This window comes from Pseudomonas benzenivorans, assembly GCF_024397895.1.
Taxonomy (GTDB): Bacteria; Pseudomonadota; Gammaproteobacteria; order Pseudomonadales; family Pseudomonadaceae; genus Aquipseudomonas; species Aquipseudomonas benzenivorans_A.
In genome coordinates, this window is sequence record NZ_CP073346.1 from 2,100,854 (window position 1) to 2,122,474 (window position 21,621).

Below are 21,621 nucleotides of genomic sequence, written 5' to 3' on the forward strand. Positions count from 1 at the left end.
CCGCGGCACCAGGAGGTGCCGCTCGACCACCCGGCCGTGACGGCCTGGGCAACGAGCCAGGCATCGCCCTGGTGGACCTGGAGGGGCCCGGACGGCCCGCCCCAGCGGTTTAACTCATAGGGCCTCTGCGCATGTCGTTACCCTTTGTCTTTCGCACCATCGAGCTGGACGGCCAGACCCTGCGAACCGCCGTTCGCCCTGGCAACGGCAAGCTGACGCCACTGCTTATTTTCAATGGCATCGGCGCCAACCTCGAGCTGGTGATGCCGTTCGTCCGCGCCCTGGACCCCAATCTGGAAGTGATCGCCTTCGACGTACCGGGCGTGGGCGGCTCCTCCACCCCCAGCACGCCCTACCGCTTTCCCGGCCTGGCCAAGCTGGCGGCACGCATGCTCGACTACCTGGACTACGGCCAGGTCAATGCCATCGGCGTGTCCTGGGGCGGCGCCCTGGCACAGCAATTCGCTCACGATTATCCGGAACGCTGCAAGAAACTGATTCTCGCCGCCACCTCGGCCGGCGCCGTGATGGTGCCGGGCAAGCCCAAGGTGCTCTGGCGCATGGCCAGTCCGCGGCGCTACATCCAGCCGTCCTACGGCGTGCAGATCGCTCCCGACATCTATGGCGGCGCCTTCCGCCGCGACCCCAAGTTGGCCCTGGCCCACGCCAGCAAGGTCCGCTCGGGGGGCAAGATGGGCTACTACTGGCAGCTGTTCGCCGGCCTCGGCTGGACCAGCATTCACTGGCTGCACAAGATCCGCCAGCCGACCCTGGTGTTGGCCGGTGACGACGACCCGCTGATTCCGCTGATCAACATGCGCCTACTGGCCTGGCGCATCCCCAATGCGGACCTGCACGTGATCGACGACGGCCACCTGTTCCTGGTGACCCGGGCCGAGGCGGTGGCGCCGACCATCATGAGGTTTCTCGAAGAGGAGCGGCAGCGCGCGGTGATGCACCCGCACCCGAGCAACGCGCGCGGCTGAGCTGCGTCGACATCCAACTGTCGCACTGCTGTAGTGCAACGCTCACATACTTGACCCATTAGCGGGCGCAGGCTAATAACACTGACCCGCGCGCGGCCTTTTGCGCAGCCTGGTACAAGCCTTGCTGCGAACAGCGGAATCTAGATCTCAGCGGACAGACGACGGAGTGTTGCCCCATGCGAGACAAGCCACGTATCGGCGCCCTACCCACCCCTGCAACCTTTATGACCGCGCAGAACGCGGTGGTCGGCCTGCGCGGTCGCGACCTGCTGTCCACCCTGCGCACCCTGGCCCTGCAGGGCATCCGGCAGCCGGTGCACAGCGCACGCCATGCACTGGCGCTGGGCGGCCAGTTGGGCCGCGTGCTGCTGGGCGACACGCCTCACCGGGTCAATCCGCAGGATGCCCGCTTCGCCGACCCCACCTGGCAACTGAATCCTCTGTACCGACGCGGGCTGCAGGCCTACTTGTCCTGGCAGAAGCAGCTGAACCGCTGGATCGACGAGAGCAGCCTGTCCGCCGATGATCGCGCACGCGCGCGCTTCGTCACGGCGCTGCTCGGTGACGCCCTGGCACCGTCCAACTCCCCGCTCAACCCGCTGGTGCTCAAGGAACTGCTCAACAGCGGCGGCAGCAGCCTGGTCAAGGGCCTGGGCCAGCTGATCGACGACCTGCTGCACAACCACGGCCTGCCCAGCCAGGTCAGCAAGCATGCCTTCGAGGTCGGTCGCAACTTGGCCGCCACGCCTGGCACGGTGGTGTTTCGCAACGAACTGCTGGAACTGATCCAGTACCAGCCGATGAGCGAGAAGCAGTACCTGCGGCCCTTGCTGATCGTGCCGCCGCAGATCAACAAGTACTACATCTTCGACCTGTCCAACGAGAAGAGCTTCGTCCAGTACGCCCTGAAGAACGACCTGCAGACCTTTATCGTCAGCTGGCGCAACCCCGATGCCCGCCATCGCGAGTGGGGCCTGTCGACCTATGTACAGGCCCTGGAGGAAGCCGTGGACGCCTGCCGGTCCATCACCGGCAGCAAGTCGGTCAACCTGCTGGGCGCCTGCGCCGGCGGCCTGACCATCGCCGCCCTGCAGGGCCATTTGCAGGCCAAACGCCAGCTGCGCAAGGTCGCCAGCGCCACCTACCTGGTCAGCCTGCTGGACAGCCAGGTCGACAGCCCGGCCATGCTGTTCGCCGACGAGCAGACCCTCGAGGCCGCCAAGCGCCGCTCCTATCAGCAAGGCGTGCTGGATGGCCGCGACATGGCCCGGGTGTTCGCCTGGATGCGCCCCAACGACCTGATCTGGAATTACTGGGTCAACAACTACCTGCTCGGCAAGCAGCCGCCGGCCTTCGACATCCTCTACTGGAACAACGACTGCACGCGCCTTCCGGCCGCGCTGCACGGCGACCTCATCGACTTCTTCAAGTACAACCCGCTGACCCACCCGGGCGGCCTGGAAGTGTGCGGCACCCCGATCGACCTGAAGAAGGTCGGTGTCGACAGTTTCAGCGTCGCCGGGATCAACGATCACATCACACCCTGGGACTCGGTATACCGCTCGACCCTGCTGCTGGGCGGCGAGCAGCGCTTCATCCTGTCCAACAGCGGGCATATCCAGAGCATTCTCAACCCTCCGGGCAACCCCAAGGCCACCTTCATGGAGAGCGCCAAGCTGACCGGAGACCCACGCGCCTGGTACCACGACGCCCGCAAGCACGACGGCAGCTGGTGGCCGCAGTGGCTGGGGTGGATCCAGGCACGCTCCGGCGAGCAGCGCGAGACCCAGCCGGATCTGGGCAGCCCGCAGTACCCGACCCTGGAAGCGGCGCCCGGCACCTATGTGCATGCGCGCTAAGCCGATCGGGCGCCGACCATGCTTCCTGCCCCTTCACGCGGCCCACAATAAGAACTGCCCATGAAAACCCGCGACCGCATCCTCGAATGCGCCCTGTTGCTGTTCAACCAGCAGGGCGAACCCAACGTCTCCACCCTGGAGATCGCCAACGAGCTGGGCATCAGCCCGGGCAACCTGTACTACCACTTCCACGGCAAGGAGCCTTTGATCCTCGGCCTGTTCGAGCGCTTCCAGAGCGAACTGGCGCCGCTGCTCGACCCGCCGGCGGACGCACGCCTGGATGCGGAGGACTACTGGCTGTTTCTGCACCTGATCGTCGAGCGCCTGGCCCATTACCGCTTCCTGTTCCAGGACCTGTCCAACCTGGCCGGACGCCTGCCGAAACTGGCCCGCGGCATCCGTCAGTGGCTCAACCTGCTCAAGCGCACCATGGCCACCCTGCTGGCGCGCCTGAAAGCGGAAAACCTGCTGGTCAGCGAGACCCAGGCCCTGGGCCAATTGGTCGAGCAGATCACCCTGACCCTGCTGTTCTCCCTCGACTATCAGCGCATTCTCGGGGTTCAGGCAGACAGCCGCCTGGTGGTGTATCAGGTGATGATGCTGGTGGCGCCGCACCTGACCCGCGAATCGCGCGAGGCCGCCGAACAATTGGCCCGGCGTTACCTGGAGGCCTGAGCCCCGCAAAAACGCAAACGCCCGGCACAGGGCCGGGCGTTGCGGATCACAGGGTCAGGCTCAGGACTGGCTGGCTGGCGTGCTCGGCGCCGGCGTCTCGGTCGCTGCCGGGGCGGCTACCGGTGCCGCTGGCTCCGACGAAGCCGGGGCCACGACCTTGGCCAGAGGGGTCTTCTTCACCGCCGGCTTTTTCGTCGCTACCGGCTTGGCGGCGACCTTGGCTGCCGCTTCTGCGACCGGGTCAGCCGCTACCTTGGCTGCCGGTTTCGCAGCGGCCTTGGTTGCCGGCTTGGCCGCAGCTTTCGCCGCCGGCTTGGCGGCCGGTTTAGCGGCGGCTTTGCTGGCCGGTTTCGCTGCAGGCTTGGCCGCTGCCTTGGCGGCCGGCTTGGCAGTGGCTTTACTGGATGGCTTCACCGATTTGGCGGAGACGCCGGTCAGCTCCTCGATCTTCTTGGTCAGGCTCTCGACCTTGTCGTTGAGCGCCTTGACCTCGCCGCGGCTGGGCACGCCCAGACGCGAGATGGCGTTGTGCAAACGCTTGTCGAAGGCTTCCTCCAACTCGCCCCACTTGCCGAGGGCCTTGTCCTTGACTTCGTCGACCTTGGAGCGGGCGGTACCCACTTTCGACTCGACCGTGGACTTCACCGCATCGACCTGCTTGTCGACGCCGCTCTTGGCCTGCTTCTCGGCTTTCTCGCCATCCTTGACCAGTGAATCGAAGAGCTTGGTGCCGTCGTTGCTGACTTTGGAATAGGCACCCAAGCCGGCCAACCAGATCTGGCGCGAGTACTTCTCGACCTCGCCGATCCAGGAGCTGGTCTGTTTCTCGGTTTTCTTCTTAGCAGCCATCCCGCTCTCCTTATTTGCTACGCGCGACATGCTCAAGCAATGTGCTCAATTCATCCAGCTTAGCAGAGAGCGCTTCGATATCTTGCTTGGTCGGGATGCCGATACGCTTGAGGGCGCCGGCCACGCGGTTGTCGAAGGCCTTCTCGATCTTGTCGATCTGCAGGTCGACCTTGCCCTTGACGCTGGTCACGCGAGTCTTGACGCCGACGAGCTGGCTGTTGGCCGCCTCGACCTGTTCGCCGACCAGCTTCTTGCCCTGCTCCTCGACGCCTTCACCGGTCTTGACCAGTTCCTTGAAGTACTCGGCGCCCTCGTGCCCGGCCTTGGCGTAGGCACCCAGGCCGGCCAGCCAGACCTTGCGGGCGTATACTTTGACATCGCTCAGTACGCCGGCTTTGGCTTCGGCTTCGACTTCGGCTTTCTTCTTGATTGCAACTTTCGACATGGTGCACCTCACGCGCAGTGGTTTGAGGAAACGCCCACGGAATGCAGGCTTGGCACCAAGGTATCGAGGAAAATTAGAAACCGCATACTAGCCGGCGCAATTCGCCCCGCGCCGATCTCAAGCCTTGAGATTCTTGTCCAGCACCTCTTCGATCTGCCGCTTGATGCTGCCGCCCATGGCCGACAACAGCAGGCCGAGCTTGAGTTCCACGCGCACGCGGTCTTCGCCTACCTCGATACGGCCGTCGGCACCGCTGCGCTTGAATTCCAGGATGTCGCCGCTCCAGCGGTACTGCACGTCGAAATCACGGGCCAGGCGCTCGGCCAGCTGCTCGGCCTTCTCCCGGGCCGCCTCACGGCCAAGGCTATGGGGGCGTTCCACGGCAATTCTGGTCATGATCTTTCTCCTCACTGCGAGCTTCGATGGCGCGACTATATCAGCCCCTGGCCGCTGCTCGCGCGGCCCGGCGCTGCGCACGCCAAGACAAAGGTAGGCCGCAGGTTTAGAATGGCCGCCACTTTGATTCAGCCTCTTTTGTTTAGGTAAGGGCGACATGACCGACACGCGCAAGCGCAGCGACAGCGAACCCACCACGCACTTCGGCTTTCAGGACGTCCCGGAAAGCCAGAAGGCGCAGAAGGTCGCCGAAGTCTTCCACTCGGTGGCCGCCAAGTACGACCTGATGAACGACTTGCTCTCCGGCGGCATGCACCGCCTGTGGAAGCGCTTCACCATCGAGCTGTCCGGGGTACGCCTGGGCAATCGGGTACTGGACATCGCCGGCGGCACCGGCGACCTGACCAAGCAGTTCGCCCGCCTGGTCGGCCCGGAAGGTGAGGTTGTGCTGGCCGACATCAACGAATCGATGCTCAAGGTCGGCCGTGACCGCCTGCTCGACCGCGGCGTGGCCGGCAACGTCAAGTTCGTCCAGGCCGACGCCGAGAAGCTGCCGTTCCCCGACAATCACTTCGACTGCGTGACCATCGCCTTCGGCCTGCGCAACGTGACGCACAAGGAAGACGCCCTGCGCTCCATGCTGCGCGTGCTCAAGCCCGGCGGCCGGCTACTGGTGCTGGAGTTCTCCAAGCCGTCGAGCGCGCTGCTGTCGAAGGTCTACGACACCTACTCGTTCAGCTTCATGCCGCTGATGGGCAAACTGATCACCAACGATTCCGAGAGCTACCGCTACCTGGCCGAGTCGATCCGCATGCACCCGGACCAGAACACGCTCAAGGCGATGATGATCGAGGCCGGCTTCGAGCGGGTGACGTACCACAACATGACCGGCGGCATCGTCGCCCTGCACCGCGGCATCAAGCCCTGATGCTCCTGAGCGGGCTGCTGGCCGGGGTCGAACACGGCCTCAACCGGGTCCTGGCGATGGACGGCACGGCCCTGCCGCGCCTGGCCCGCCTGCGCGGCCGGGTGATCGAGCTGGACTGCCGACAGCCCAGCCTGCAGCTGTTCGTCCTGGCCGACGAGCAGGGCCTGCGCCTGGCGGCGAACTGGGCCGGCGAGGCCGACTGCCGCCTGAGCGGCCCGGCCGCCAGTCTGCTGCGCCTGGCCACTAGCGATGACAAGAGTGCCGTGCTGCACAGCCCCGAGGTCGAGCTGGAAGGCGACAGCGCCGTGCTGCTGGAGCTGGTCGGCATTCTCCAGGACCTCGAGCTGGACTGGGAGTACGAGCTGGCACGCTGGCTCGGCCCGGTCGCCACTCAGCTGCTCGGCAGTCACCTGCGCAGCCGCGCCGAGTGGACCGCCCAGAGCCTGGACAGCCTGCGCCTGAACCTGGCCGACTACCTCAGCGAGGAGTCGCGCAGCCTGGTCGGCCGCCGCGAGGCCGATGCCCGCTTCGCCGAACTGGACAGCCTCAAACTCGCCCTCGACCGTCTCGATGCGCGTATCGAACGCATCGCCCAACGCCATAAGCCCACTCCATGAAGCTGCTCGCCGTTCGCCGTCTGCTGCGCATCCAGCGCGTGATCATCCGCTACCAGCTGGATGACCTGCTGTTCGACCTGCCGCTGCCGCTGTGGCTGCGCGCCCTGCGCTACGCGCTGCCGTGGCACTGGCTGCCGCGCAGGATCGCGACCCAGTCGCGAGGCGCGCGGGTGCGCCTGGCACTGGAAGAGCTGGGCCCGATCTTCATCAAGTTCGGCCAATTGCTCTCCACCCGCCGCGACCTGCTGCCACCGGATGTGGCCGATGAGCTGGCCAAGCTGCAGGACCAGGTGCCGCCCTTCGACCCGGCCCATTCCGTGGCTCTGATCGAGGCCCAGCTGGGCGCCAAGGTCGGCGAGCTGTTCGCCCGCTTCGACGCCAAGCCGCTGGCCTCCGCCTCGGTCGCCCAGGTCCACGCCGCGCAGCTCAAGAGCGGCGAAGAAGTGGTGGTCAAGGTGATCCGCCCCGGCCTCAAGCCGGTGATCCGCCAGGACCTGGCCTGGCTGTTCGTGCTCGCCAAGCTGGCCGAGAAGGCCTCCCCCGACGCCCGTCGCCTGCGTCCGGTGGAGGTGGTCAGCGATTACGAGAAGACCATCTACGACGAGCTCGACCTGCTGCGCGAGGCGGCCAACGCCAGCCAGCTCAAGCGCAATTTCGAGGGCTCGCCGTTGCTCTACGTGCCCCAGGTCTACTGGGACCTGTGCCGGCCCAAGGTGCTGGTGATGGAGCGCATCTACGGCGTGCCGGTGACCGACCTGGCCAGCCTGGCCGACCAGCGCACCGACATGAAGCTGCTGGCCGAGCGCGGCGTGGAGATTTTCTTCACCCAGGTGTTCCGCGACAGCTTCTTCCACGCCGACATGCACCCCGGCAACATCTTCGTCAGCACCCGCCAACCGTGGAACCCGCAGTACATCGCCATCGACTGCGGCATCATCGGCAGCCTCACCCCAGAAGACCAGGACTACCTGGCGCGCAACCTGCTGGCCTTCTTCAAGCGCGACTACCGCCGCGTCGCCCAGCTGCACATCGACTCCGGCTGGGTGCCGGCCACCACCCGGGTCAACGACTTCGAGGCGGCCATCCGCACCGTCTGCGAGCCGATCTTCGAGCGGCCGCTCAAGGACATCTCCTTTGGCCAGCTGCTGCTGCGCCTGTTCCAGACCGCGCGGCGCTTCAACATGGAGGTGCAGCCGCAACTGGTGCTGCTGCAGAAGACCCTGCTCAACATCGAGGGCCTGGGGCGCCAGCTTTACCCGGACCTCGACCTGTGGAGCACCGCCCAGCCCTTCCTCGAGCGCTGGATGCGCGAGCGCATCAGCCCGCGCCACCTGCTGCGCAACCTGCAGCAGCAGGTCGAGCAGGTCCCTCACCTGTCGCAGATGGCCCGCGATACGCTGGAGCGGCTCAATCAACAGCAGCCGGTGGTCCGGGTCGAGTCGGCGGACAACCGGCAATGGCCGATCCGCCTGCTCGGTGCGCTGCTGATTGCCGGCGCCGCGGCCCAGGGTCTGACCCTCAGCCTGCCCGCCTGGCCCAGCTGGGCCATGCTGGCCGGCGGTCTATACCTGGTGCTGCGCCGATAGCCAGGTCCGAGCGGCACTGGCACACTAGACCTCTATCCGACAGGCCCGCGACGGGCGGAAGTAGCGATGAACGATTGGCTAGACGAGATCAACTGGAGCAGCGACGGCCTGGTGCCGGCGATTGCCCAGGACCACCAGACCGGCCGCGTGCTGATGATGGCCTGGATGAACCGCGAGGCCCTGGCCCTGACCGCGGCCGAACAGCGGGCCATCTACTGGTCACGTTCGCGGGGCAAGCTGTGGCGCAAGGGCGAGGAGTCCGGCCACGTGCAGAAGCTGCATGAGCTGCGCCTCGACTGCGATGCCGACGTGATCATCCTCAAGGTCGAACAGCTGGGCGGCATCGCCTGCCACACCGGCCGGGAAAGCTGCTTCTACCGGGTGTTCGACAACGGCGCCTGGAAAACCGTCGATGCGGTGCTCAAAGACCCGCACGCCATCTACAGCGCAGGACACTCCCATGACTGACACCCTGAGTCGCCTGGCCGAGGTGCTGGAGGCGCGCAAGGGCGCCGCCGCCGACAGTTCCTATGTCGCCAGCCTGTACCACAAGGGCCTGAACAAGATTCTCGAGAAGGTCGGCGAGGAGTCGGTGGAAACCATTCTCGCCGCCAAGGACGCCGCCGCCAGCGGCGACTGCAGCGACCTTATCTATGAAACCGCCGACCTGTGGTTCCACAGTATGGTCATGCTCGCCGCCCTCGGCCAGCATCCGCAGGCGGTGCTGGACGAGCTGGACCGGCGCTTCGGCCTGTCCGGGCACGCGGAAAAAGCCGCGCGCCCGCAGAACTGAATCACTCACTTACAACGGAGTACGCATCATGGGTTTCGGTGGCATTAGCATTTGGCAACTCCTGATCATCCTGCTGATCGTGGTCATGCTGTTCGGCACCAAGCGCCTCAAGGGCATGGGCTCCGACATCGGCGACGCGATCAAGGGTTTCCGCAAGTCGATGGGCAACGCCGAAGAAGACAAGCCGGCGGTGGACGAGCACAAAGGGCAGACCATCGACGCCCAGGCGCGCAAGGTCGAAGAGCCGGCGAAGAAAGACTAAGAGCCGACCATCATGTTCGACGTAGGCTTTACCGAACTGCTGCTGGTCGGCCTGGTTGCCCTGCTGGTGCTCGGCCCCGAGCGCCTGCCCGGCGCCGTGCGCACGGCAGGCCTGTGGATCGGCCGGATCAAGCGCAGCTTCAGTGCCATCAAGGCCGAGGTCGAGCGCGAGATCGGCGCCGACGAGATCCGCCGCCAGCTGCACAACGAGCAGATTCTCGAGCTGGAGCGGGAGATGAAGGCGATGAAGCAGGACCTGCTCTCGCCGGGCTCGGCGGCCAAGACTGAAGCGTCCGCCAAGGCCGAGCAATCTGCAGCGGCTCCGGAACCCAGCACCAGCGCCTCGAAAGCGCCCAGCCAGGATAAACCCGCACAACCATGAGCCGACTAACGGAAAGCGACCAGGAAATGCCTCTGGTATCGCACCTCACCGAGCTGCGCTCGCGCCTGCTGCGCAGCGTCGTCGCCGTGCTGGCGCTGTTCGCCGGGCTGTTCTATTTCTCCCAGGACATCTACGCGCTGGTCGCCGCACCGTTGCGCGCCTACCTGCCGGAAGGCGCGACGATGATCGCCACCGGCGTCGCCTCGCCCTTCCTGACGCCGTTCAAGCTGACCATGATGGTCGCGCTGTTCCTGTCGATGCCGATCATCCTGCACCAGATCTGGGGCTTTATCGCCCCGGGGCTGTACAAGCACGAGAAGCGCATCGCCGTGCCGCTGCTGATCTCCAGCATCTTTCTGTTCTATGGCGGCATGGCCTTCGCCTACTTCGTGGTGTTTCCGATCATGTTCGGCTTCTTCGCCAGCGTGACGCCGGAAGGCGTGGCGATGATGACCGACATCGGCCAGTACCTGGACTTCGTCCTGACCCTGTTCTTCGCCTTCGGCGTGGCCTTCGAGATCCCGGTGGCGACCTTCCTGCTGATCTGGGTGGGCATCATCGATGTCGCCACCCTGCGCAAGAGCCGTCCCTATGTGGTCGTCGGCTGCTTCGCCGTGGGCATGGTGCTGACCCCGCCGGACATTTTCTCCCAGACCCTGCTGGCCCTGCCGATGTGGCTGCTGTTCGAGGCCGGGGTGTTCTTCGGCAGCCTGGTCAAGGGCCGCGCCGAACACGAGGCGGAAGCCGCAGCCGCAGCCTCAGCCGAGGCTGACACCGAGGCAAAATCCGAAGACCAGCCGCCCGCCCCGCAACCGTGAACCTGCTGCTGCTGGAAGACGGCGACTTCGTCGCCGCCGATCGGGTGCGCCTTAGCGGCCGACGCCTCAAGCACCTGCATGAAGTGCATCGCGCCGAGGCCGGCGACAGCCTGCGGGTCGGCCGAGTGAACGGCCTGATGGGCCGCGGGCAACTGCTCAGCCTCAGCGCCGACACAGCCGAACTGCAGGTCGAACTGGATCAGGCGCCGCCGGCCAAGCTGCCGCTGACCCTGCTGCTGGCCCTGCCAAGGCCGAAAATGCTGCGCCGCGTGCTGCAGACGGTCAGCGCCATGGGCGTGCCGCGGCTGATCCTGCTGAACAGCTACCGGGTCGAGAAAAGCTTCTGGCAGACCCCCTTCCTCGCGCCCGAAGCGATCCGCGAACAACTGATCCTCGGTCTGGAACAGGCCCGCGACAGCGTGCTGCCCGAGGTGACCATCGAGAAGCGCTTCAAGCCCTTCGTCGAGGACCACCTGGCCCAACTGGCCGCCGGCAGCCTCGGCCTGGTCGGCCACCCCGGCGACTACCCGGCGTGCCCGCGGGCGGTCGAGGGCCCCGTCACCCTGGCCATCGGCCCGGAGGGCGGCTGGATTCCCTACGAGGTGGAGAAGCTGCAGCAGGCCGGTCTGCAGCCGGTCCAGCTCGGCGAGCGCATCCTGCGGGTGGAAACGGCCGTCAGCGCCCTGCTCGCCCGCCTGTTCTAAGCGCAACCGCTGGCAACAGGCGTCCCTTGAGCGCCGACGCGCGCTCCAGCTGGACGGCGCCTAGCAGCAACGTCTCGCCACATTCCGAGCACCCCGGAACACCCTGCATCTGCCGGCCACAGTGACGGCGCACCCGGTGCATCGGCGACCAGCGGCCCCTCGTTCATTTAGCGACCAAGGGCCGGGGAGCCAGGCTGCATGTCGCGTGCATCCCAACCCATGAGCGATCCTCCAGCCATCGGTGCATTACCTTTGCTTGACAGGTTCCAAGATGGAACCGACCATGGATCAGGTTCCATGACGGAACCCAATAGAACCCCAACGGCGTAGCCCAGGGCCGCCGCAGGGCACAAGCACTCCACGAGGATCACCATGAGCAAAACGCTAGAGTTCTTCTTCGATTTCGGCAGCCCGGCCAGCTACCTGGCCTGGACCCAGCTGCCGCGGATCACCGGTCAAACAGGCGCCCAGGTTCGCTGGCGACCGATGTTGCTCGGCGCCGTGCTGAAGGCCAGCGGCAACCCGCCACCGATCGCCGTGCCGGCCAAGCGCCGTTTCATGCTGCAGGACCTCGCCCGCTTCGCCGAGCGCTATGGCGTGCCACTGGTGTTCAACCCCTGCTTTCCATTCGACACCATGACGCTGATGCGCGGCGCCGTCGCCTACCTCGACAGCGCCGCATTCGCGCCCTATGTGGCGGCCATCTTCGATGCCATGTGGGTGCAGAAGAAGGCATTGAGCGATCCAGCGGTGGTCGTCGAGGTGCTGGAAGCGGCCGGCTTCGATGTCGCGGAATTCGAGCTGCTGGTTGCCGACGAAAAGGTCAAGCAGCAGCTCAAGGCGAACACCGAAGAGGCCGTCGAGCGCGGCGTGTTCGGCGCCCCGAGCTTCTTCGTCGGCGACACCCTGTACTTCGGCCAGGATCGCCTCGACTTCGTCGCCGAGGCCCTCGCGCAGCCCTAGCGCCAGGAGCGAGACGGACAGGCGCAGCTGGCGCCTGCCGCCCGACGGCGACTGGAGGCGCCAGACGGCATGGCCAAGCCCCGTTCGCGGGGCTATGGTCGGAGCAGGACAGTCGCTGGAGTACGCCGCCATGCATCCCCTGACCCTCGATCTGCCGCGTATCGAACAAGCCCTGCTCAGCCAGGCGGAACTCGAACACTATCTGGACCTGACCACCGGCAACGTGCTGACCGTCATCCCTGGCGACCCGCCCCCCGGCGCCGACGAGAAATACGACGTGCAGCCGGACCGCTACCTGGCCATCGAGCCCTTGCCCCAGGTCCAGGCGCTGGCCCTGCGCGAGGCCTTCCTGTTCGGCCTCCACGACCCTCACGCCCACACCCTGCTGAGCCACGCCCTGGCCGGTCGCAAGCCGCTGCGCACCTTCGACTATCAATTGGAAAATCTACCGCGGGCGCGCGAGGCTTGGCTCGCCTTCCAGGCACAACAGGTGCGTGAGCTGGCGCTGGAGTGGCTGCAGGACAACGGCCTGGAACAGGTTCGGCACCCAAGCGCCGAGTCTTTCAGACCTCGAGGAGAAAGGTCACCGGCCCGTCATTGACCAGGTGCACCTGCATGTCGGCGCCGAAACGACCGGTGGCGACCTGCGGGTGCCGTGCCCGCGCCTGCTCGACCAGCAGCTCGAACAGCGCCGCGCCCTGGGCCGGCGGCGCGGCACTGGAAAAACTCGGCCGCAGACCGCTCCTGGTGTCGGCCGCGAGGGTGAACTGGGAGACCAGCAAGAGGCCGCCGCCGACATCGGCGAGGGACAGGTTCATCTTGCCCTCGGCGTCGCTGAAGACCCGGTAATTGAGCAGCTTGTGCAGCAGCTTGGCGACCGTCTCGGGACTGTCCTGGGGCTCCACCCCGACCAGCGCCAGCAGGCCCTGGTCGACCGCGCCGACGATCTCGCTGGCGACCTCGACCCTTGCCCCCCGCACCCGTTGGATCAGCGCCTTCATGCTTCGTCCGGCGACAGGTTGAGCAGGCGCCGGGCGATCTGGTTGGCGGCCCGCACCAGGGCATCGGTGATGCCCACTTCGGCCGCCGAGTGGCCGGCATCGCGAATGATCTGCAGCTCGCTGTTGGGCCAGGCCTGGTGCAGCTCCCAGGCGTTGTCCAGGGGGCAGATGACGTCGTAGCGACCGTGCACGATCACCCCCGGCAGATGGGCGATCTTGGGCATGTCGCGAATCAGCTGGTCGGCCTCGAGGAAGGCGTTGTTGACGAAGTAGTGGCACTCGATGCGGGCGATCGACAGGGCCCGATGGGCCTCGCTGAAGCGGTCGACCACCTGCGGATTGGGGCGCAGGGTCGCGGTGCGCCCCTCCCAGCTCGACCAGGCCTTGGCCGCGTGCATCTGGGCGATCTGGTCGGGGCCGGTCAGGCGCTTGTAGAACGCCTGCATCAGGTTGCCGCGCTCCTCGACCGGGATCGGCGCCAGGTAGTCCTGCCAGTAGTCGGGGAACAGGCGGCTGGCGCCTTCCTGATAGAACCAGTGAAACTCCTGGGGCCGGCAGAGGAAGATGCCGCGCAGGATCAGCGCATGCACCCGCTCCGGGTGCGTCTGGGCATAGGCCAGGGCCAGGGTCGAACCCCAGGAGCCGCCGAACAGCACCCACTTGTCGATGCCCAGGTGCTCGCGGATGCGCTCCATGTCGGCGACCAGGTCCCAGGTGGTGTTCTTCTCCAGACTCGCGTGGGGCGTGGAGCGGCCACAGCCACGCTGGTCGAAGGTGACGATGCGGTACAGGTTGGGATCGAAGAAGCGCCGACTCAGGGCGTCGCAGCCGGCGCCGGGGCCGCCGTGGATGAACACCACCGGCAGACCGTCCGGCGACCCGCTCTCGTCCACGTAGAGCACGTGCGGTTCCTCGACCGCCAACTCATGACGGGCGTGGGGTTTGATCTCCGGATACAAAGTCTGCATGGCTTGCTCCTGAATGTATGCGTACGGTGCGTTCCAGGCTTCGGCGAGCGTGCGGCGTGCCCTGGCCGGGCTAAGCTGCCCTGTTCCGCTCTGCCCCGCATCATAACCATGAAAAAGGAGTTCGGCATGCCGACAAGGCAAATTGCCCTGGCTTTACTGGTGCTTTTCACCCTGCTCAGCGGCTGCAGCGCGGCCGACGACCCACAAGCCGCCTTGGACGCCGCGGTACAGCAGCTGCAGGACAACCTGGAGGCGAAGGACAGCGGCGCGGTGATGGCGCAGCTGCATCCGCAGTTTGCCGCCCAGCAGCAGTTCGATGGCGACTGGGCCCGGCGCACCATGGCCCTGCTGTTCCTGCGCCACCAGCAGGTCAGGGTGCTGGCCCTGAGCAAGAACAGCCACCTGGACCCGACTTACAGCACCAAGGGTCACACCGAGGCGCAACTGGCCCTGACCGGCGCCGAGGGGCTGATCCCGGACAGCGCGCGGCATTATGCGGTCAAGCTGGAGTGGTGGCTGGAAGAAGACGAGTGGCGACTGGCGCGCCTGAGCTGGGAGTGAGGCCACCCGCGCGAGCCTGCGCGGGTGGCCCGGGCCTTACAGGTCCCAGTTGAGGGACAGGTTGATGCCGTGCTGGCGGTCGTCGGTGCCACGGAACTGGTAGGCCGCGCGCACCTGCAGCGACTCGGCCAGCGCATGGCTGATGCCCAGCGAGCCAAGGGTCTGGCCGCCGGACGGGGTGTGCCCCTGCAGTTCGAAGCGGTTGCCCGCCACCGAATTGAGCCCCATGCCCAGCTGACGCGGGTCATCCTCGAACTCGCGCTCGCGGGCCACCTCGGCGAACACCTGGGTCGCCGAACTCAGCTGGTAGTTCATCTGCACACCCACGCCCAGGCGCCTGCTGTCGCGCTGCTGGTCGTCGAAGTTGAGCGCGGTGGAGCTCGTACCGTGCTCGCTGTAGCCGTCGACATCCACCCGGGCGAAATCGGCGCTGACGAACGGGCTGACCCGCCAGCCGGTGCCAGCATTGGCCAGGTCATAGCCCAGGCGCGCGGACAGCGCCCAGAGCTGGCCGTCGGTGTCGCCCTTCTCGCTGCGCTTGGCGATGCCCAGGGCGAACTGGCGGTTGAGGTCGCTGTAGTCAAGGTGGCCCAGGCTCAGGCTGCTGTCCGCCCACACCCGGCCGTTCTGGTACTGGGCGAAGGCACTGAGCAGGTAGCTGCGCAGGTCGTACTCGGAGTCGGCTTCACCGGCTTCCAGGCTCTGCTCCTGCAGACCGAGGGCCAGGCCCAGGCGCCAGTTGTCATCCAGCCGGTAGCTGCCACCCAGGTTCAGACCCAGACCGTGGCTGTCGCCGCTGGCCACCGCCTCGCCTTCCTGAAACTGCTGACGCTGGCCACTGGCAGCGACGAAGCTGCGCCACTGACCCTCGCCCTGCCAGGCGCCGCGATCGGCCTGCCACTCGCTGCGCAGTTGCTGCTGGTGGCCGTTGAGGCTGGCCATGGCCATTTCCGGCAGCAGCGACACCTCCCAGGGCGCCGAGAGGATCGAGTAAGTGTAGTCGGCGGTGATCTGCTGTACCGCGGCGGTGGGGTGCACGCCGTCATTGAACAGCAGGCGATCCGGGTTGGGCGAGGCGCCGCCCAGGCCCCAGGTCGGGTCCGCCAGGCAACTGCTGCCGCTGAAGCAAACGTTGGTTTGGGCGACCAGCGGGTCGAAGCCGTATGCGGCCAAGTCAGCCTGCACTTCACTCAGGAGGCCGCGGTAGTTCAGGCGAATGACGTTGCCACCAAGAGCCGAAAGCTGACTGCCCAAGGCATCGTTGTAAAGTGCTGCGGCCCCCGACCAGGCTGCACGGAAGCCACTGGCGAAGCCGGCGGGCGTGAGGCCAACGTCCGGCAGGTCGGAGACGATGATGGTGCGGGCTCCGGCCCTTTGCAGGGCGGCAACGCCGGCTACCAGGTTAGCGGCAGACGTGGCGGCACTGGCCGGATCGACCACCACACCCTGCAGCACATCGTTGCCACCACCGTTGACGTAGAACAGCGCATTGGGGTCTACCCGCGGCACATCCACCAAGTAGCCGTTGCGCGTTCTGATAGTGCCACCACCGGCATTGACCACTGAGCCGTTGGCAGCGGTAATCGAATTGAGTATCTGGTCGGTACGGTAGCCGCCGACGGCATAATTGGTGCCGTCCGGGTTACCGGTCAGCGCCTGGGGCAGGATGGGCGTAGACGGCAGCGCCTGCAGACCGAGATGGGCGCCCAGGCGCTGGGTCGAGACCGCAGAGTAGTACTCGGTGTTGTTGTTCAGGTAGTTGGGGCCGGTGCGGTTGGTGAAACGCAGGCCGCCGGTCGGGTTGCCGCCGAGCAACGGGCTGCCCGTATCGGGGAACTGGCCGCTGTCGCTCAGCGAATCACCAAAGATCACCAGTTGGCTGTAGGGGTTCGCGTAGGTCGCGGCCGGTAGAGCGGCCAGGAGTACTGCAGCGGTCAATGCTTTGATGGGGAAAGTCATGGCTACTCCGTCTTGTTGTATTGCCGACAGGCAAGGGCGGCAGAGTAGCCAGTTCGCAGTTTTTAGACGCTCACCCAAATGGGCGATTAAAAACCTATCGACAAAAACATAATTGCTCACCACTTGATCAAAATGACAGATACAGTCACGAAAGGAGCCTCGCCACGGGTGGTAGACCCGGGAGATAGGCGGAAGGCATTAGTCTATTTTCCGGCTCCTTGTGTCAGCTTCAGCAGTGCCGGATGGCTTCACTGCTGCGACTGCCCCGAGCGGGGGCACGCATGACCACCGGAGAAGCGGTCGTGAGGCGAGCTGCTGCAGGCCGACGGCCCATGCACTGGTCCAGCGCGGGTGGATACAACTTGATCCTCCGTCGCAGTGGCTGAGGACCTCGGCGAGCCTGAGCGCTCTGGGGCAGACCTTGAAACGGGGCCGACGTGATGCCGGCCCCGGTGGAATCACACGGCGCTGCGACTAACTGCCGATAATCGCTGCACAAAGCCAAAGCGTGCCGGCGATAACGGGGCGCTGTCAGCCCAAGGCGCTCAGCTTCATGCTCAGCTCACCGCGCACAGCCTCTTCGCGCATCAGCCTGGCCGCACTGGCGATGTCCGGGGCCAGCCAGCGGTCCTGATCGAACGCCGGGACACGCTGGCGCAGCAACTGCCAGGCGTAGCCGGTGCCCGCACCGAAGCCTCGGTCCTTGATGAACTCGAACGCCTGGGCCGCCAACAGGTATTCGATGGCAAGAATCTGCGCGCAGTTTTCCAGCACTTTGTGCAGCTTCAGCGCGGCATTGGTGCCCATGCTCAGGTGGTCCTCCTGCAGCGCGGAGGTGACGAAGTTGTCCACCACCGCCGGCTGCGCCAACTGACGATTCTCCGCGCACAGCGAAGCCGCCACGTACTGGACGATCATCATCCCGTTGTTCACCCCCGGCTGGCTGACCAGAAAGGCCGGAAGGCCGCTGATCAACGGGTTGACCAGGCGGTCCTGGCGGCGCTCGGAAATGCCGCCGATCTCGGTCATGGCGATGGCCATCAGGTCCGCGGCCATGGCCACCGACTGGCCATGGGGGTTGGCTTGCATGACCACCCGGTAGTCATCCGGCGTCCCCAGCACCAGCGGGTTGTCGTTCGCCGAGTTCAGTTCGATCTCGATCTGCCGCGCGGCATGCTGCAGCTGATCGCGGCAGGCGCCGTGCACCTGGGGAATGGAACGAATGCTCAGGGCATCCTGGGTACGTATGCCGCGGTTGCCCGCCACCACCTCACTGCCGGCCAGCAGCGCGCGCAGGTTGGCGCCCACCGTCTGCATGCCGGCATGGGGCTTGAGCGCGAGGATCTCCGGGTCATAGGCATCGATCTGCCCGCCAAGGGCCTCGAAGCTCATGGCGCCCACCACGTCGGCCCAACCCACCAGGCGCGTCGCGTCATCCAGCGCCAGGCAGCTCAGCCCGGTCATGCAGGGAGGACCGTTGACCAGGCTGAGCCCATCCTTGGCGCCCAGCCGAACCGGCGCCAGCCCCTCGGCTTCCAGGGCCTGGCTGGCTGGCACGACCTGTCCCTTGTAGGTCACCTCGCCGATGCCGAGCAGGCTGATGCCAATGTGGGCCATGTGGGTCAGGTAGCCCACCGATCCCTGGGCAGGCACCAGCGGGGTGATGCCGCGATTGAGCAGGTCCAGCAAGCCCTGGACCAGGTGTCGCTGCAGGCCGGACTTGCCCTGGCTGAAGTTGCTGATGGCGGCGCAGATGATCGCCCGGGTCTGCTCCTCGGTGAGGGGCGCACCGACGCCGCAGGCATGACTGACCAGGGTGTTGTAGGAGAGCGCGGCCAGCTGTTCGCCCTGCAGGGTCACATTGCACAGTGCGCCGAGACCGGTGTTGACGCCGTAGGCGCGCTCGCCACTGGCGACGATGCGCTCGACGATCGCGCGCGCGTTGTCGATACGCGCCCAGGCCTGCTCGGACAGTTCCAGCGGCGCCCGACGGCGCGCCACGGCGACCACATCCTGCCAGCGCAGCGGGGCATCACCAATGACGACCTGTTCAACTGTCGACGGAGCGCTGCTTGCTTGCGAACCAATGGATTCAACTGACGACATCTAGGAGGTTTCCTTCAAGGGTGGCCACATGGCGCTGGACGAAACGGTCGACGTATTCGTCGGCGGGTTGATAGAGGATTTCCCGGGGGGTACCCACTTGAATCAGGCGGCCATCTTTAAGGATGGCGATGCGGTTGCCGATGCGTACCGCTTCGTCGAGGTCGTGGGTGATGAAAACGATGGTCTTGCGCAGACCTTTCTGCAGCTCCAGCAACTGATCCTGCATCTCCGCGCGAATCAGCGGGTCGAGGGCGCTGAAGGCCTCATCCATGAGGATGATGTCGGTGTCCGAGGCGAGTGCCCGGGCCAGGCCGACCCGCTGGCGCATGCCACCGGAGAGCTGATGGGGATAGGACTTCTCGTAGCCTTTGAGGCCGACCATGGTGATCCAGTGCTGCGCCCGCTCGACGCAGCGGGCCTTGCCCTCGCCACGCACCTTGAGACCGTAGGCGACGTTGTCCAGCACGGTCTTGTGCGGCAGCAGGCCGAAGCTCTGGAACACCATGCTGATCTTGCTGCGGCGAAACTGCCGCAATGCCTGCCTGTCGTAGCGCAGGATGTCCTCGCCATCGACCAGTATCTCGCCGCTGGTCGGGTCGATCAGGCGGTTGAAATGGCGCACCAGGGTCGACTTGCCCGAGCCGGACAGGCCCATGATGACGAAGATCTCGCCCGGCTCGATGGACAGGGACAGGTCGTTCACCCCGACCACGCAGCTGGTCTTCGCCAGCACCTGGTCCTTGCTCTTGCCTTCGCGGATCAGCGCCAGGGCCTCATCGGCCCGCGAACCGAAGATCTTGAAGACGTTCTTGACCACTATCTTGCTCATTGGCTGACCTCGTGCCGCGAGCGCCCGTAGGCCTGGGTGATGCGGTCGATGACCACGGCGAGGATGACGATCGCCAGGCCGGCTTCCAGGCCCTTGCCGACGTTCAGGGTCTGGATGCCGACCAGAACGTCTTCACCCAGGCCGCGGGCACCGATCATCGAGGCGATCACCACCATCGACAGGGCCATCATGGTGGTCTGGTTGAGCCCCGCCATGATGCTTGGCAGCGCCAGGGGCAGCTGCACGCCGAACAGCTGCTGCCAGCGACTGGCGCCGAAGGCGTTGACCGCTTCCATGACCTCGCGATCGACCTGGCGGATCCCCAGGTCGGTGAGCCGGATCAGTGGCGGTGCGGCATAGATCACGGTGGCGAAGATGGCCGGCACCTTGCCCAGGCCGAACAGCATCAGCACCGGGATCAGGTACACGAAGCTGGGCATGGTCTGCATGATGTCGAGCAGCGGCATCAGCAGGGTCCGCAGCCGATCGCTGCGGGCCGAAAGAATCCCCAGGGGTATGCCGATCAACACCGCGATCAGCGTCGCCACCAGCATCAGCGCCAGGGTCTGCATCAGCTTGTCCCACAGCCCCACTGCGCCAACCAGAAACAGCAGGCCGACGATGACCACCGTCGGCAGCGCCCGCCGGGTCGCATGCCAGGCGATGGCGGCGAAGATGCCGAGCATCAGCCACCAGGGCGTTGCGCGCAGGTAGCCCTCGAGGTTGACGATGACCCACAGCACGGAGTCCGAGATCTGCCGGAACACATCGCCGTAATTGACCACCAAGGCGTCGACCCAGTCATTGACCAGGTTGGCGATGGAGAATGTAAATTGCTCGGGAAACATAGAGTGCTCTCGGTCGACTGGCCGGGGAGGCCGCTCATCACAGCCGCCGGGAGGGCCGCCCAGGCCCTCCCGGACTCAGCTTGCTACAGGCTCGCTTCGATCTTTCTCGCCGCGTCCTCACTCACCCAGCGGTGCCAGATCCCCGGGTTTTCCTTGAGGAAGGCCTTGGCCAGCACCGGCGACTCGATCCGGTCCTTGGCCATGCGCCCGAGGTTCTGGTTGAGCACGTCGATCGGCACGTTCACCTGCTCGAGCACGGCGACCAGTTCCGGCGCCTGCTCATGGAACTCCTTGGACAGGCCAATCTGGATGGAGATGCTGTTCGCGTGACCCGGCTCGTCCTCCAGCTTGACCAGATCGACCTGGCCCATCAGCGGAGTCGGCGACCAGTAGTAGAACAGGATCGGCTCGCCACGCTTGTAGCTGGACAGCACCGCGGCATCCAGTGCCGGACCGGTGCCAGGGCGGAAGTTGGTGAACTTCTCTTCCAGGCCCGAATCCTTCAGCTTCTTGCTGTTCTCCTGCTCGCAGCTCCAACCGGCCGGGCAGTTGTAGAAGCGGCCCTTGGCCGGCTCCTCGGGATCGCGGAACACCTCGGTGTACAGGGCCAGATCGGCAACCTTCTTGAGATTCGGGGTCTTGGCTTCCAGCTTGCGGTTGGCATCGCCCTCCACCAGATAACGCGGCACGTACCAGCCCTCGTCAGCGCCGACGATAGGCGCGCCGACACCGACCACCTTGCCCGCCGCCGCCGCCTTGTTCCACACATCGCTGCGCCCCACCCATTCCTCGGCGAACACTTGGATGTCGTTGGTGCTCAGGGCCTGTTCCATGGTGATGGAGTTGCCCGGCAGGCTGTCGGTTTTGCAGCCGTAGCCTTCCTTGAGCACGATCTGGATGACATCGGTGAGCAGCATGCCGCTCTCCCAGTTGAGCCCGGCAAACTTCACCGGCTTGCCGGACTCGCACCAGCCGGCGGCCTGCGCGGAAACCGAACCGGCCAACAGGCCCAGAGACAGCAAGGTGTTCAGCAGCTTCTTGTTGCTTTTCATCGCGTCACTCCTAATGCATGGATGTTAACGGTGGT

25 protein-coding genes are annotated in these 21,621 nt (G+C 65.7%); 15 read left to right on the plus strand and 10 right to left on the minus strand.

What is annotated here, in order from left to right; all coding sequences use genetic code 11:
* Positions 1-131: 131 nt before the first annotated feature.
* The 3 genes from phaZ to KDW96_RS09815 all read left to right on the plus strand — a co-directional run bounded on the left by phaZ (position 132) and on the right by KDW96_RS09815 (position 3,520).
* The gene (gene phaZ, locus KDW96_RS09805; protein WP_255840222.1) at positions 132-986 is read left to right on the plus strand and encodes a poly(3-hydroxyalkanoate) depolymerase; all 855 of its coding nucleotides are present in this window, start codon (positions 132-134) and stop codon (positions 984-986) included.
* A 176-nt stretch (positions 987-1,162) separates the two neighbouring features.
* Positions 1,163-2,845 carry a class II poly(R)-hydroxyalkanoic acid synthase gene (gene phaC / locus KDW96_RS09810; RefSeq protein WP_255840223.1) on the plus strand — a complete coding sequence of 561 codons (1,683 nt, stop codon included), beginning with the start codon at positions 1,163-1,165 and terminating at the stop codon, positions 2,843-2,845.
* Positions 2,846-2,905: 60 nt separating this feature from the next.
* The gene (locus KDW96_RS09815; protein WP_255840224.1) at positions 2,906-3,520 is read left to right on the plus strand and encodes a TetR/AcrR family transcriptional regulator; all 615 of its coding nucleotides are present in this window, start codon (positions 2,906-2,908) and stop codon (positions 3,518-3,520) included.
* Positions 3,521-3,580: 60 nt separating this feature from the next.
* Here the strand turns inward: KDW96_RS09815 and KDW96_RS09820 are convergent, their stop codons facing one another.
* From KDW96_RS09820 to KDW96_RS09830, 3 genes are all read right to left on the minus strand, one after another.
* A complete protein-coding gene (locus tag KDW96_RS09820; protein ID WP_255840225.1) occupies positions 3,581-4,369 on the minus strand; it encodes a phasin family protein in 789 nt (262 codons plus the stop codon).
* Between the two features lie 10 nt (positions 4,370-4,379).
* Entirely contained in the window at positions 4,380-4,814 is a 435-nt protein-coding gene (locus KDW96_RS09825; protein WP_255840226.1) for a phasin family protein, read from the minus strand.
* Positions 4,815-4,931: 117 nt separating this feature from the next.
* Positions 4,932-5,210, minus strand: a complete 279-nt coding sequence (locus KDW96_RS09830) for a polyhydroxyalkanoic acid system family protein (protein WP_255840227.1) — start codon at positions 5,208-5,210, stop codon at positions 4,932-4,934.
* A 157-nt stretch (positions 5,211-5,367) separates the two neighbouring features.
* On the opposite strand from KDW96_RS09830, the gene ubiE reads away from it, so the two are divergent.
* The 11 genes from ubiE (at position 5,368) to KDW96_RS09885 (ending at position 12,863) form a co-directional block, all read left to right on the plus strand.
* On the plus strand, positions 5,368-6,138 hold the full coding sequence (gene ubiE, locus KDW96_RS09835; RefSeq protein ID WP_255840228.1) for a bifunctional demethylmenaquinone methyltransferase/2-methoxy-6-polyprenyl-1,4-benzoquinol methylase UbiE: 771 nt from the start codon (positions 5,368-5,370) through the stop codon (positions 6,136-6,138).
* On the plus strand, positions 6,138-6,755 hold the full coding sequence (locus KDW96_RS09840) for a ubiquinone biosynthesis accessory factor UbiJ (protein ID WP_255840229.1): 618 nt from the start codon (positions 6,138-6,140) through the stop codon (positions 6,753-6,755). Before ubiE ends, KDW96_RS09840 begins: the two co-directional genes overlap by 1 nt.
* Positions 6,752-8,341 (plus strand): ubiquinone biosynthesis regulatory protein kinase UbiB, encoded by a 1,590-nt coding sequence (gene ubiB / locus KDW96_RS09845; protein ID WP_255840230.1) that lies wholly within the window; start codon positions 6,752-6,754, stop codon positions 8,339-8,341. The genes KDW96_RS09840 and ubiB overlap by 4 nt, the downstream gene beginning before the upstream one ends.
* Positions 8,342-8,407: 66 nt before the next feature.
* The gene (hisI, locus tag KDW96_RS09850; RefSeq protein WP_255840231.1) at positions 8,408-8,809 is read left to right on the plus strand and encodes a phosphoribosyl-AMP cyclohydrolase; all 402 of its coding nucleotides are present in this window, start codon (positions 8,408-8,410) and stop codon (positions 8,807-8,809) included.
* Positions 8,802-9,134: a phosphoribosyl-ATP diphosphatase gene (locus KDW96_RS09855; protein ID WP_255840232.1), complete on the plus strand. Its 333-nt coding sequence runs from the start codon at positions 8,802-8,804 to the stop codon at positions 9,132-9,134. Before hisI ends, KDW96_RS09855 begins: the two co-directional genes overlap by 8 nt.
* Before the next feature lie 28 nt (positions 9,135-9,162).
* The gene (gene tatA, locus KDW96_RS09860; protein ID WP_255840233.1) at positions 9,163-9,396 is read left to right on the plus strand and encodes a twin-arginine translocase TatA/TatE family subunit; all 234 of its coding nucleotides are present in this window, start codon (positions 9,163-9,165) and stop codon (positions 9,394-9,396) included.
* 12 nt (positions 9,397-9,408) lie between these two features.
* Complete coding sequence (tatB, locus tag KDW96_RS09865; protein WP_255840234.1) at positions 9,409-9,777, plus strand: Sec-independent protein translocase protein TatB; 369 nt, start codon at positions 9,409-9,411, stop codon at positions 9,775-9,777.
* Positions 9,774-10,595: a twin-arginine translocase subunit TatC gene (gene tatC / locus KDW96_RS09870; RefSeq protein ID WP_255840235.1), complete on the plus strand. Its 822-nt coding sequence runs from the start codon at positions 9,774-9,776 to the stop codon at positions 10,593-10,595. The genes tatB and tatC overlap by 4 nt, the downstream gene beginning before the upstream one ends.
* Positions 10,592-11,299: a 16S rRNA (uracil(1498)-N(3))-methyltransferase gene (locus KDW96_RS09875; RefSeq protein WP_255840236.1), complete on the plus strand. Its 708-nt coding sequence runs from the start codon at positions 10,592-10,594 to the stop codon at positions 11,297-11,299. Before tatC ends, KDW96_RS09875 begins: the two co-directional genes overlap by 4 nt.
* A 372-nt stretch (positions 11,300-11,671) precedes the next feature.
* Positions 11,672-12,262, plus strand: coding sequence for a 2-hydroxychromene-2-carboxylate isomerase (locus KDW96_RS09880; protein WP_255840237.1), 591 nt, complete (start codon positions 11,672-11,674; stop codon positions 12,260-12,262).
* A gap of 130 nt (positions 12,263-12,392) precedes the next feature.
* Positions 12,393-12,863, plus strand: coding sequence for a UPF0158 family protein (locus KDW96_RS09885; RefSeq protein ID WP_255840238.1), 471 nt, complete (start codon positions 12,393-12,395; stop codon positions 12,861-12,863).
* Here the strand turns inward: KDW96_RS09885 and dtd are convergent.
* Together dtd and pip are read right to left on the minus strand one after the other, a co-directional pair.
* Positions 12,826-13,263, minus strand: a complete 438-nt coding sequence (gene dtd / locus KDW96_RS09890) for a D-aminoacyl-tRNA deacylase (protein WP_255840239.1) — start codon at positions 13,261-13,263, stop codon at positions 12,826-12,828. The genes KDW96_RS09885 and dtd overlap by 38 nt on opposite strands.
* Positions 13,260-14,231, minus strand: a complete 972-nt coding sequence (gene pip, locus KDW96_RS09895; RefSeq protein WP_255840240.1) for a prolyl aminopeptidase — start codon at positions 14,229-14,231, stop codon at positions 13,260-13,262. The genes dtd and pip overlap by 4 nt, the downstream gene beginning before the upstream one ends.
* Before the next feature lie 126 nt (positions 14,232-14,357).
* On the opposite strand from pip, the gene KDW96_RS09900 reads away from it, so the two are divergent.
* Positions 14,358-14,792, plus strand: a complete 435-nt coding sequence (locus KDW96_RS09900) for a hypothetical protein (RefSeq protein ID WP_255840241.1) — start codon at positions 14,358-14,360, stop codon at positions 14,790-14,792.
* Between the two features lie 36 nt (positions 14,793-14,828).
* On the opposite strand, the gene KDW96_RS09905 is transcribed toward KDW96_RS09900, so the two are convergent.
* From KDW96_RS09905 to KDW96_RS09925, 5 genes are all read right to left on the minus strand, one after another.
* Positions 14,829-16,751: an autotransporter domain-containing SGNH/GDSL hydrolase family protein gene (locus KDW96_RS09905; RefSeq protein WP_255840242.1), complete on the minus strand. Its 1,923-nt coding sequence runs from the start codon at positions 16,749-16,751 to the stop codon at positions 14,829-14,831.
* Between the two features lie 531 nt (positions 16,752-17,282).
* Positions 17,283-18,857, minus strand: a complete 1,575-nt coding sequence (gene hutH, locus KDW96_RS09910) for a histidine ammonia-lyase (RefSeq protein ID WP_255840243.1) — start codon at positions 18,855-18,857, stop codon at positions 17,283-17,285.
* Positions 18,844-19,686, minus strand: coding sequence for a quaternary amine ABC transporter ATP-binding protein (locus KDW96_RS09915; RefSeq protein ID WP_255840244.1), 843 nt, complete (start codon positions 19,684-19,686; stop codon positions 18,844-18,846). The genes hutH and KDW96_RS09915 overlap by 14 nt, the downstream gene beginning before the upstream one ends.
* The gene (locus KDW96_RS09920; RefSeq protein WP_255840245.1) at positions 19,683-20,534 is read right to left on the minus strand and encodes an ABC transporter permease; all 852 of its coding nucleotides are present in this window, start codon (positions 20,532-20,534) and stop codon (positions 19,683-19,685) included. The genes KDW96_RS09915 and KDW96_RS09920 overlap by 4 nt, the downstream gene beginning before the upstream one ends.
* An 83-nt stretch (positions 20,535-20,617) precedes the next feature.
* Entirely contained in the window at positions 20,618-21,586 is a 969-nt protein-coding gene (locus KDW96_RS09925; protein ID WP_255840246.1) for an ABC transporter substrate-binding protein, read from the minus strand.
* Positions 21,587-21,621 lie beyond the last annotated feature (35 nt).